The organism is Gillisella taibaishanensis (genome assembly GCF_001938985.1).
Classification (GTDB): Bacteria; Pseudomonadota; Alphaproteobacteria; order Rhizobiales; family Rhizobiaceae; genus Allorhizobium; species Allorhizobium taibaishanense.
The window spans coordinates 41,364-53,696 of record NZ_MKIN01000022.1; the positions used below are offsets into that span (position 1 = coordinate 41,364).

A 12,333-nucleotide genomic window follows, 5' to 3' on the forward strand; every position below is an offset into this window, starting at 1 on the left:
CTAATACCGCAGGGACCAGCGGCGATTTGGCCGGCGACCAGTCGTCTTTTGCTGGCAGGCGGCGGCAAGCCGGTTCAATTCCTCATTGAGCGCCGACATATTTGCCGCCGAAAACACCACCTGATCGCGGGTGACTGGCGACTGAATCGAAATCTGGCTGACCTGCTCGCCCGCTAGGATCTTCAGCTTCACCGAATAGAGCGCCTGGAACAGCGCGCATGGATCGTCCTGGTCGACCTCGGCGCCATTGATCGTAACCATCGCCATCAGGCACCCGCCGTCTGTTCTTGGCTACCAGTCTTTTCCTGGCTGCCATCCTGCTCGCCAGATGCAGCAGGATCGCTGGGCAGGCCGCGCTCGAACGGCGATGGCAGGCCCGCCTCTTTGTAACGGTTGTGCCACCAGACGCGATCTTCGAAGACCTCTTCGGCATCGGAACCGAGTTCGCCAGTTTCGGCTGTGAGCATACCAGTACCGTTGGCAATCCTCTCGCTCGATGCCTTCGCCCGCTTCAAATCGTCCGCTGTCGGTTTGGCTGGGCCGTTGCAAAGCGCCCATTGCACCGCATCGCGGTTGGCCCGGTAGACCTCGAGGCCGCCCTTGAAGGGGATACGGCCCTCTTCGATCATTTCGTCCAGCCAGCTCCCGTAAGGCACAAGCACATGCTGGGCGGCGATCCTCTGTGTCCGGCGCTGGGCAATAGGCCAAAGCGCCGAATTCTCCATCATCGTCGAGGCATAGGTGGCAGCCGTGTAATCCAACGTATACCCGCCGTAGCTCATACCGAGCCCACGCGCCGTCTCTCGATGCAATGCCGCCATGAAATCCTTGTAATAGGAACCGGGCGCGGTGATGTTTTTGAACTCAAGGTCCTCGCCAGGCGCCAGATGAGAAACACCGGCCCCCGCCCCCATCCGGATTTCAGATTCGGCGGCCCGATCCATCTGCGCGCGGAAATAATCGACGACATCCTGCGCCATATCCTTGGCACCGTCCAAGGGGCTATCTCTGAGGCTTTCCAGCGCCTCGAACACTTCAGCGCTCGGCTTGTCACTCTTCAAAACCGCCGAATAGATGGTCTGCATGAACATGACCTGCGCGGTGGCGTCATCGGTGTTTTCGGCCATCAGGTATTTTCGGAACGTCGGTACCAGCACGGAAATGCCGCGCACATCCTCCGCCGAAAACGGATCGAAGGCATGCAGCACGAGCTGCCGGCCATCGGCATCCGCTGCGGCATAATCCACCGTCGTCTCGAAACCGTCGCGTCGTTCCTTGAACCGATAGACCTGCGGACGGCCATAAGCATCATGGAAGATACCCTGATAAAGACCGACCATCTCATTGGTATCCTGCACCAACTTCTGCGGCGACAGTATCAACATCTTGGTGCCGGTCCGGCATCCCGGCAGGCGCTGATTGCTCGGCAGATAGGAGACGACGCCGGTGCTCTCACCGAAGGCCAGCCAGTTGCGCATGCCGACATCGGTTTGCTGCGGGATAGTCAGCTTCGCACGAAAATCGCATTCACGCGGGTTCCAACTCCAAGTTTTCCATTCGGCCTTGACCAACCGGGTCCAGGCAATCGCCTCCAACTGGTCATAACCGAAACGGGTCAGATCCGGCTTCGGGTTGAGCTGCAACTCGACCCCGATCGTGTCGGCGAGGATCTGATCGGTTGCACCGCGCAGACGGCCGGAATTCTGCAACATATCCATGGCAAGGCCAGCCGCCCGCCACCAGATGCGGCGCACTTCGTCGCGATGCTCGCGCAGGGACGCCGGACGGGACGCGATGACGCCGGACTGACTGTCGCGCATATATGCGGACGAGGCGCGCCCGTTGCGGGGCGCACCCGTGGGGCGTACAGCCGGCACGCTCACGCTGCCAGCCTTCACCCTCACCCGTGGCTTTTCCGTCATTTGCGATTCTTCCACCTGTTTCCAGTCGGTTTTTCTGGCTTCGTCTTTTCCAGTACCGGCGCAGCTGGAGCACTGACCAACGTTCTGGACGGCTCGACTGGCCGCTCCTCATGCAAAACCTTATGGCTGACCGAAGACAGCAGATCCGGAATGATTTCCGGCTCCAGCATTGCCCGCAGCCTCGCCCAATCGTCTTTGCTCAATTTCGAAAGGCCAAGATGTTCGGCCATAGCCATCGCATAGATGCGGCAGTCGAGAAAATGGTTATGCTCTCGCCGCTTCTTCCACTCCTCGTGGAGCTTGCCCTTCACCAATGCCTGGTGGAAATATTCCCCGGTGATCTGCTGGAAATATTCCTCGCCGAGTTCCTTATGGAAATGGCAATAGCCGGACGGGTCCTGCGCCTCTCCAGCCGCAAGACCGATCTTGTGCAAATTGCCGTAAAACTCTGCCTTCAACGCCCATGTGCCGACCGGCCAGGACATGGCCGAACCGAACCGCTTGCGTCTGCCCCGCTTCGTGACAGTCTTGCGCGACGGCATGCCGATCGCTGGCAGGCCTCGGCCCGGCTGGCCTTTCGTGGCATAGGCATTCGGATGACGACGACACCATTCCATAACCTGGTTGGTGCGCCAGCCTGCATCGACGGCCAAGGCATCGATCTTACGCAGCACCCCGGACGCATCCGGAAATTCCTGCGAAACGAATTCCTCAAACAGCAGCCAGGCTCCGGCCTGAGGATTGTCCGTCGCGCCCTCAAAGAACTCGGCGAAGACGTTCCAATTCTGCCGATCTTCTCCGAAGGCAACACCTTCGCAATAGATGCCATAGCCTTGGACGTCTGCACCGGCCACAAACAGCAGTCCGCCAGGAGGGATGACGCCGGGCTTGTAATCCTCGCGCCGCTCCATCAGCCGTTTGTGGTCCGGTGCATTCCCTTTCATCTGATAGGGCTTGGCCAAAATCAGATTGTGGTAATCCTTCGCGCCGGCCTCGCCCTTCGCTTCGTAGCTGATTTTGTCCTCGGCAATCGCCTCATAGGACATCATCAACGACATGAAGGCGTCGACATGAAATCCGGGATGGCGATCCGGCCCTGACGACGCAGGAATATACCGCCCTTCCCGGACAGCTGATACCCTCTCCATCTCCGAAATATGATGGCCACACCGGGTGCAGCGCATCACAGATTTGTGTGGCTGACCCCGGTTGATCAGAAAGTTCTGATCCTCCTGGACCTGCTCGAAAGCGCATTCTGGGCACTTGATGTGCCAGAAACGCTGGTCTGATCGCCGGAACGACCTGTCTATCCGGCAATGGCCCGGCCCCTCGCCCAGCGCATCGCCGCTGTCCAACTCTGGGGTGGACAGCTCGAAAATCTTATAAGTCTTCTGCCGGCGAAACGCCGTGAAGCGACCGAAGAACAGGTTTTCCGGATCAGCGCCATTCGGCAGCATGTTCCATTTGGACACCTCGTCCTTCACGCCGAAGCGCGCCGTCTTAGCCGACAGATCCATGACAGTGTTGGCATTGGCCAGGTAGATCGCACCACCGGCGAACTTCTTTTCGTAGGTGGTCGACCCGACGCCGGACCGGCTGGTCGCAGGGTAGATCGTCTCCTTACCTGTCCGCTTCTGCCACTCGTCGATCAACGGCTGCAGCTTGCCGGAGTTGATATCCTGCAACGCATCGATTCCCGGAACGCCATAGAGCGCGTTGTCCGGGCAGTTCTCGGCGATGTACATCATCCAAGACAGCGCCAGGATGGACACGCCGGTTTGCTGCGACTTTCGAACCGAAACCAGATTGCACGGGTGCTCCTGGCTCAAACACTGCGCGATCTCGACCAGATAGGGCGCGTCGGCTGCAGACCAGAGTTCGCCTTTCTTAGGGCCGTCGACCAGCACGACGTTCTGCGCCAACCACCGATCGAAAGACACCGGAGGCGTCGGACGAATGGTCGATGCTGCCGCCGATGCAACGCAGCGCAGCGCACCAGGATGAACCGTCACCCTTCCTCATCCTCGATCAACGGATCACCATCAGGCGCCTGGCTGGCAATCGCTTCAAGCTTGTCCGCCATCTCGTTGCCGATCTCAAATGCGATCTGCCGCAACGCGACCCGAACACCATGAACGCCCTCTTTCGAAACAGCGAGCGCGATATCGTCGGCCCTGTTCGGTAGGCGGCGGATGATGGCCTGCAGCTCTGCACCGATGGCACGAACCGCCGCATCGACGCTGTCTTTGCGGACCAACTGGCCGCACTCCTCCTGCCGCCGCAATTTCTCGCGTCCGACGGCCAGCCATTCCTTTTGCCGCCGCGCCTCATCGAAGCTCTCGCTCTGCGGCAAAAGTGGACCGGATGCGGGCGGCCTGTCGTCGGCGCCAATCTGCCGGATTGGCGCCGAGGCCTTCGCCGGGTTAATATGCCGCGCCCGGTAATGGTCGTAATGGGCAAGCGACAACCGCATGACTTGGCCTTGTGGCCCGCGCTCGACCGGCGTGTCTGGCTGGCTTTCCAGCATCTTCTTGACGGCCTTGGAAATCGCAGCCTTCGAGACGCCGTCTCTCACCGCAATTTCGGTGATTGACCACATCACATCAGACATCGACTACCGTCACCTTTCAACCGTCAACCCGGTCAACCACGCCGTTAACCCCGTCAACCGCGTTAACCCAATATTTTGACCACTCCGACTGACAGAAACCCGGGCACAAGTCTGTTCGTGGGCTGGTCGCCGCTGGGTACGGTCCCTTGACCAGGGGGGGTGTGGCATTTCTGCACCATGGTCGGCTTTGGGGTCGAAATCGTTGTTAAAAACAACGTTTTCAACATCCAAGCCATTGATATCATTCAAAAAATCCGGGGATCAGATATCGGATCTCATGCATCACCCTCGTCGGCAGGTCGGTGTCGACGGTCTCGGTGAAGACCTTGGCACTTGCACCCGTCACCATCTCGGCCGGAATGATCACCCCAGAGTTTTGAAGCTCGATCGGGTTTCGACCTTTTCCCGCCCGGCGGAAGACGTGGCCGTGAAGCGATGATGCATTCACCCGGCCAGGGAAACGCCCGCCCTTCATGAACGTGCCAGCGAAGAGCGTGCGCTTGCCGAATGGCGCTGCGGTCACACCAGCCTTGGTTTCCCGGGCCTTGAAGTATTTCAGGGCAATGTCGCCGCCGCGCGCCGTGATCGTGTAATTGAACGACGCATCGGTAAACGAGACGATCTCGCCGGTCTCCCGACTGATGCCTGTTCCCGTTGCCTTGCCGACCTTCAAAGCCTTCTTAATCGTGCGGTATGGCAAGCCGGTCTGCTTTGCCAGCGTCCGCGTCACCTGAGTGAGCGCCTTATCGCCGGTATGGTTCACGGCCCGCTGCAGGACGATCCTCTTCTGCGGACCATCGAGCCGCATCATCGCGTTTTCCAGCCGCTTCAGGCCGGAAACGTCGCCCCAATGCAATGTCAGGTCAGCCATTGCGCGCGTGCTCCGAATTGGTTTAGGCGATCGCTGGGCCGCTTGAGGATGTTCGGTCGTAATAGTCGGCTGCTATCCCAGGACAGCACCGAACATCATCGCCTCTCACTGAAAGCCGCCATTACAGCAGCGAGTTCATGGTCGCCTCCATCGGCTGGAAATGCGAAACCCGCCGAGCGTTTCCGCCAGCGGGTTTTTCTTATCTTTTTCAGTGTGTTCAACCTATGTCAAATATTGGTCGCCCGTCAATTGACCGCAATTGCGATTATTCGCCAGTCTTTTCAAATACCTATGCAATTTCGATGGATTTTTCTTCATGCGCCCATGGTTCAAGATCTGGCTCGAAGGGCATAATCTCGTGGCCAAGCAAATCAGTTAGGTCTGCCGCCAGGATCATGAGAGCGGATTGCCATTGCTGCCATTCCATGCGGTCGAGGATTGCGCCACGGATCGAAGATGCCAACTGGTATTTGCGATAGGCGCCACGGCGCGGCTTGCGGGTGCGGCGATCAAAGCCGTCCGTCTCAATGGTATATGACCGGCCAAAGGCATCCTTGGATGTCTTCTGGCAGAACCAACGCGGGTTATTGTCCTTATCCGCCACCATGGCTTCGCGCGGCCTAGTAGCACGCCAGTCCGGCCCCCGGTTCAACAACGCACATGTCGTCACCAGGGCGGCAACATGGCGGCCGGCCAACCTGTCGCCCTTGATCATCACTTCCGCCCGCACACGTTCGACCTCCGCCGCGATCAGGCCATGATCATCAGCCCATTCCGGGAACGGGTTCCAGCCCTCTGGGATGTCGAGTGCAACAAACGACAGCTGTCGAACCGCGTCCCCCGCCCGGACCGCATCCGAATGCGGCAGACCGTCCTCAATGAAGTCAGGGATCACGCCATAGCCGTTCGGGCTACGGTCGATCATCGTGCCCAATTCGGCAAATGAGCCCACCATGCCCCATGCAGACGCAATCGAAGCGAGGCTGCCGTCTGATCCAGACCCAACCTTGCAAAGCTCTTTGGTGAAAGCCCAATTCAGAAAGGCTTCAATCGTGATTTTCTTCATGAGATACACCTTCTGACAGTTTTGACAGTTTACCTGACAGTTCTTTGACAGTTATCATTATATATTACAATAACTTAGACAGTTTTGACAGTTATTTCACCTACACATATAGAGAAAATTCGACACAGACCTCCCGACCTCCCCAAACCCTTATACGTATAGGGCCGAAAAACTGTCGGAACTGTCAGGATTTGTTGATTTCGTTGGGAAATTTCGGCTTAAACTGTCGGTGAAACTATCTGACCAACTGTCAGAACTGTCAGATTTCAGACAGTTATCAGCACTGGCAAGATCTGCGCAGGGGTTCCGGGGAAACGGCGCATGGAAGAGGCGAAGAACGATCTGTGATGGATGGCCGCGCCAAAAGCAACGATAATCGTCAGCGCGCATCAAAATGGCCCGCCATAGCTCTCTGGCCCGCTCGGAAACGGCTCTTCATGATAGCGCGCTGGCGGCCCGCTCTGCGGCACGTCTGGCACATTCGCTAGGGAAATACCGCGATAAAGAACGATCCCAGACGTCCGGTCCTTGGCAAACTTCTTGCCCATTTCCCGCCCAAACGCAGTCACGTTCATGGGCTTGCCGCCTTGGTCGATGGTGAAATCGCAATAGGCCTGATACAGCACCTTGCCTTCGACAGGATCTGCGCTCTCATTTTTGACCACACACCGCGCCACGAAGGCAGCCGTGCGGTCCATGTCATCGCGATATTGCTGTGTGGCGACTTTGACGGCCTCAGGAATGACCAGCCCTTCCCGCAGATAGATGAAAACGCCTTCGATCAGCCAGTTCAGAATACCCGAATGTTCTGGCACGAACGACTGCACAACCTCTTCGAAGTCGCGCCGGTCCTCGACAGCAATCTGGCGCGGCCAATGGACAACAGCCATTCGCCGCCAGATACCATCATCCGTACCGCTGATCTTCGGATAGCCGTTCCCACTCATCATCGCGATGAACAACGGCTGGAAATCCATATATCCGGAAAACAGATCGCGCGCCGTGACGGTTTCCCCGCCTGTCAGTTCCTTCACCAGGTTCTCGCGCAGATCCTCACCCTCGGGCAACTCCTTCACTCGCAACAACCGTTTTCCATACAGGCGGGCAACATCAGGGCTAGCACTTCCGGACGACCCGCCCTCACCGATCAAGCTGCTCGATGGCAGTGTCACCGAGGCATCGCCGATGATCCGGCAGAGCGTTTCCATGTAGACCGACTTGCCATTGGCGCCGTTTCCGTAATGGAAGAACAGATATTGCACCGATACGCCGAGCAAACTGAGACCAGAACTAACCTGGACCAAGCGCCGGACCGATTCATCCGGTAATTTGCTATTGAGAAACGCATCCCATTGAGGGCATTTCGCCTTCGGATCATAGCGAACCGGGACGACATGCGTGATCAAGTCCTTGCGTCGATGGCCTGGAATGACCACGAGCTTGGCGTCGGTGCACACCTGCAGGTATTCCGGCGCATCAGGCGTCTCCTCGACACTCTTGTGGCGCGCATTCTTCTTCCGGGTCATGGTCCGCTCGAACCGCAATGTGGCGTTCTTCACCGCGACCATCCACTTGTCGGCGTTGAAATCGTCAGGCGATTTCATGATGTGCGGCGAGAGGCATTCCAGCATGGCATTCAGCCGGGCAACGTTTTTCGAGGTGACGGCATGGTTCAGCCGCTTCGCGACCCGCTTTCCATGAGACTCTGACGCAGCCTGCGCCGCCGATACCAGCTTACGCTCCTCGGCATCACGCTCGCTCTCTTTCTTGGCCAGTGCATCCTTAGCGCTATCGATCAGGAACTGCTCAAATTCGTTCGGCTTGATATATTTGATTTCCGCAGCGATCCGGCTACCGAGGCGCTGCGCAATGGCCATTGCTTTGGGCTTACCATTGGCAACATCCCAGTGGCTGCCAGTCCAAACCGCATAGAGCGGCGTTTTCGCCTTCTCTTGCGCGATGACGGTCATATCGTCGCCAAAGTGCAACCGCAGGCGCGTAGCATTATCGGTGTCGGAATGGTCCAGCTCCGCGCAGAATTCAACGACAGCGTCATCAGGATCGCTATCACCAGCCAAAGCGGCAGGGGCATCACCCAAAGGGTCTTCAGGGGTTTCGGGGTTTGGCGCATAACCCTGACGCTGGGCAGCCGCCATCTGCAAGATCTGATGAACTTCCTGAGGCAGATCCGGCTTTTTGGGATCAGTCATTCTCATCGCACTCCAAAAAGGCGGGCAACTCTCTACCCGAGAGGGCCCAGTGCCTAACGCCATCAGCGAAGGCATCCGAAAAATCCGTGCCTTCCGGCGGGTAGACGATCTGGATGTCGAGCCCGGGCCGCTCCAGCCGCGCGGCCATGCGGGCGAGGCAGGCGGCGGTCTGGACCGGCTCGCTATCGCCATCGGCCAGCACCAGCAGCGTTTTCACATGCGCCGGCACCTGCATGGCATCATCGGGCGCCTGATCCGGCTTCGGAACCGGCCCCTGCACTTTCACGGATCGGGCGCGGCCGAGCTTGTCGAGCGTCTTGAGCGTTGGGTGAACGAAATCCGAGGCCGGATCACGCGGCCCCGCCAGATTGCCGATATCGCCGGCGGCCAGATAGAAGGTATCGTCGCGCCAGCCTTCCGGCCCGGCCCACGCTGCGGGGTTTTCAATCCCCTCGCCTACAACCCAGCGATCGGCATCAGGGCTGCCGAAGACAGGCAGGAACGACCCCCGCTTGGCGCCGTGCATTTTCTTCGACGATAGGGGTTTGCCTTCGGCATCGATCAGCATCGGCCGGAATTTCGGCTTGTTGGTCAGATCGATCCAGATCTGTTGGCTGCCGGTGATCCGCCCCTCGAGATTGACGAAGGGCACCGACAGCGCCGGTCCGACATAAAGAGACACAGGCCTGCGAAACTCGTCCTCACCATGGTAATAGGTGGCACGAGGCAGATAACGGATATGGTCGAACACGCCATCATGCGGCCAGAAGCCGGTGCGAAACCGCAGGTAACGGCGGACCAGCGCATAGCCTTCTGCCGGCCGCTGGCCGGCTGCCATGCAATCCAGCGCATTCAGCCAAAGGCCTCGGCCGAGATTGATCGCCTTCTGGCGCTCCTTTTCAACCTTCTCCTCACGCCGCGCATTGTCGGCCTGCGCCTTGGCCCGGAATTCTGCCGTGCGCTGCTCGCGGGCCGCCCGCTCTTCATCCGTCTCTTGCTCGCCTTCGGCAGGCACCACCTCGCCCAGCGCATCGGCACAGGCCAGCAGAAATTCCGCTCGTGTCCGCAGGTTATAGCCCCGCCAGTGGGCAGCAAGGCCGATACCGTCGCGCCCACCGCCACAGCTGCGGCAATTGAAGACATTCTTGGACAGATTGACGGAAAACCGGTCCTTCCCGCCACAACGCGGGCACGGCCCCTGATATTCGCCGCGATCCGGGGCTCGCAGTCCGATGCGCCCGGCCGCTTCCGAAACAGTGATGGTTTTCGCGCGCTCGATAAAGTCGTTGATGATGGGGCTGGTCATTCAGCAGCCTCCCGAAACTCGACAAGATCCTGGCAATTCGCCGCAACGATCGCCGCATAGGGCGGCGGCGAGACGCTATTGCCGACGCATGAGACCTGCACGCTCTTCGGGAAATCGACCCAGACCGGCGCTCCGCCGTCGCTCGGCGTCTGCCAACCGCCATCGATCACGTAATCCGGTGGGAAGCCCTGCGCATTGTAAAGCTCGCGTGGCGTCAACATGCGGATGCCGATATCGACCACGACATAGGTCTGCCCATCGATGACAAGCGTCACGAATTCCCGTTCGTCCCAGAAGCCGAAAGACCTCAAGAAGTCGGCAACCTGTCGGGCCCGGTCTTCCTGGCCAGCGGTAAAGGGCGGGACGGAAACTCCGGCCTCGACATGGCCATGACGATCTTTCGTCGTGATCGTATGGCAGGGCTCGTCTTCCGCGCCCTTCGTATCCATGCCGTAATACGAAGCCATAAATGGCGAGACATAGGCCGCGTGGCCGCCGCCAGCCGTGATCGTCTTTATCGGGACACGAAGGTCGCCCTGGCCGCCTGCGGTGTTCGACGTGTAGAGATGAGATAAATACGGCGTGACCAGTTGTGACTTATTCACACCCGCGACCACCGTTCCTGCCGGTTCTTCAACTGCATGGCCGGTACTGTTGCCAAACTGCCGGGCAATGAAAGCGGATACCGCACCCTGCTGCGCACCGGATTGCGTCACGGTTGACATCGGCTCGTCGGCTGCCCTACCGGGATTGATGCCACCGACGCGGCGGCTGTCATTGTTGTGCTGTGCAAGGAACGCGGCGGCCACGGCATGCTTCACGCCGCCGGCAACCACCGTGCCGAGCGGTTTCTCAATGTCCATGGTGCGAGGGGCTTGGCCTGCTCGCTCACCATAACCAGTCTGCACGAGAGTCGGGATGATGACCGAGTTCTGATCTTTGGTACTGGCGCAGATGGTGTGGTGCGGCGCTTCGACAGAGCGGACTGCACCGCCCTGTTGGGCATGCGTCAGAACCGGGGCAACGACGGAAAGCCCAGCGCCACCGGCGGTGATCGTGTGGGCTGGCTTATCCGCCTCGTTGAACGGCTTTCCGGAATTGCGCATGGTCATCAGGTGCGGCGCAAGCACACCTAAAGGCGCGCAGCCGCCTGGTCTCTTGATAAAACTGTTCGCGGTCACGGTCGACAATGGCTCATCCATTGCCGAGCCGGTCGCCCCCGAATTGAACCGGCTGATTGATGGCGCGATCAAGGAATGCCGGTTTTCCGTTGGGATAGTTGCGATCGGATCATCAAGCTCCGAAACCCGCTCCGACCGACCATCCATGTGGCTATAGTAGGAGGCCAGATGCGGGGAGACGACAGCATGCGATATGCCGCCACTGGTCACGGTGCCCATCGGGTCTTCGATCGAATATTCGCGCCGGCCCCCACTGTAGCCATGGGCCACCGACACCAAAAACGGCCGCTCGGCATCGAGAACATAGCGCTTCATACCCCGCGCCACCCGCGCCATCGTCGCATCGGCAAGCGGACGAACGGCCCGCAGGCGATGCTTGGTGAAGATGTTGGCGGCGGTATCGAAGATCGACGGGCACGGAAGCGACCAATCGATGCATTCCGCAGCCGTGCGCCATGGCAGCTTCTTGCCAGCGATCACATCGGGATCATCAGGCGCGCCATGCGTCGGCTCTGGCCACACGATCGGCTTGCCGTCGAACCGGATCACCAGGAACAGCCGCTTGCGGATGGTCGGTGCGCCAAAGTCACAGGCCCTGATTTCCCGGAACTCCATCTTGCCGCCGAGCTTCTTGATTGCCTTGCTCCACGCGGCAAAGGTTTCGCCGCGGCGTTCCGGATCCGGCATCAGGCCCTTGTGGGTCTGCACCAGCGGTCCCCAATCCTTCCATTCCTCGACATTTTCCATGGTGACGACGTCGACCTTGCCGCCGCTTTTCTGGATGCGCTCGATCCATCCCGGAATGATCCAGGCGAGATCGCGGATATTCCGCTCGACAGGTTTGCCGCCCTTGGCCTTGGAGAAGTGCTTGCAATCGGGGCTGAAATGCATCAGCCCGATATGCTTGCCGCGCATGTGGTCGAGCGGATCGACCCGATAGACATTTTCCGAAAGGTGAAGCGTCTCTGGATGGTTGGCTGCATGCAGCGCCAGCGCTGCCGGGTTGTGGTTGATGGCGATATCCGGCGAGCGGCCAAGCGCCATTTCGATGCCAGTCGACGCGCCGCCGCCACCGGCGAAGCTGTCGACGATCATGGGTCGACCGGCAGTCAATGCGGGGGTAGAGGTCGAAGCCAGGAAGTCATCCGGCAAAAAGCTCATATTCA

Annotated in this window: 9 protein-coding genes; all 9 read right to left on the reverse strand. The window is 59.3% G+C overall.

The window, feature by feature from the left end:
- Nucleotides 1-267, reverse strand: coding sequence for a hypothetical protein (locus BJF91_RS11355; RefSeq protein WP_075614652.1), 267 nt, complete (start codon nt 265-267; stop codon nt 1-3).
- Nucleotides 267-1,922, reverse strand: a complete 1,656-nt coding sequence (locus BJF91_RS11360) for a phage portal protein (protein WP_075614653.1) — start codon at nt 1,920-1,922, stop codon at nt 267-269. The genes BJF91_RS11355 and BJF91_RS11360 overlap by 1 nt, the downstream gene beginning before the upstream one ends.
- Nucleotides 1,919-3,934 (reverse strand): terminase gpA endonuclease subunit, encoded by a 2,016-nt coding sequence (locus BJF91_RS11365; protein ID WP_075614654.1) that lies wholly within the window; start codon nt 3,932-3,934, stop codon nt 1,919-1,921. The genes BJF91_RS11360 and BJF91_RS11365 overlap by 4 nt, the downstream gene beginning before the upstream one ends.
- Entirely contained in the window at nt 3,931-4,533 is a 603-nt protein-coding gene (locus BJF91_RS11370) for a hypothetical protein (RefSeq protein ID WP_075614655.1), read from the reverse strand. The genes BJF91_RS11365 and BJF91_RS11370 overlap by 4 nt, the downstream gene beginning before the upstream one ends.
- Before the next feature lie 241 nt (nt 4,534-4,774).
- On the reverse strand, nt 4,775-5,404 hold the full coding sequence (locus tag BJF91_RS11375) for a phage tail protein (protein WP_075614656.1): 630 nt from the start codon (nt 5,402-5,404) through the stop codon (nt 4,775-4,777).
- A 289-nt stretch (nt 5,405-5,693) separates the two neighbouring features.
- Entirely contained in the window at nt 5,694-6,470 is a 777-nt protein-coding gene (locus BJF91_RS11380) for a hypothetical protein (protein WP_075614657.1), read from the reverse strand.
- Between the two features lie 389 nt (nt 6,471-6,859).
- A complete protein-coding gene (locus BJF91_RS11385; RefSeq protein ID WP_075614658.1) occupies nt 6,860-8,680 on the reverse strand; it encodes a DNA primase family protein in 1,821 nt (606 codons plus the stop codon).
- Nucleotides 8,673-9,986 carry a hypothetical protein gene (locus BJF91_RS11390; protein WP_075614659.1) on the reverse strand — a complete coding sequence of 438 codons (1,314 nt, stop codon included), beginning with the start codon at nt 9,984-9,986 and terminating at the stop codon, nt 8,673-8,675. Before BJF91_RS11390 ends, BJF91_RS11385 begins: the two co-directional genes overlap by 8 nt.
- A complete protein-coding gene (locus tag BJF91_RS11395) occupies nt 9,983-12,328 on the reverse strand; it encodes a DNA cytosine methyltransferase (RefSeq protein ID WP_139310723.1) in 2,346 nt (781 codons plus the stop codon). The genes BJF91_RS11390 and BJF91_RS11395 overlap by 4 nt, the downstream gene beginning before the upstream one ends.
- Nucleotides 12,329-12,333: the final 5 nt, after the last annotated feature.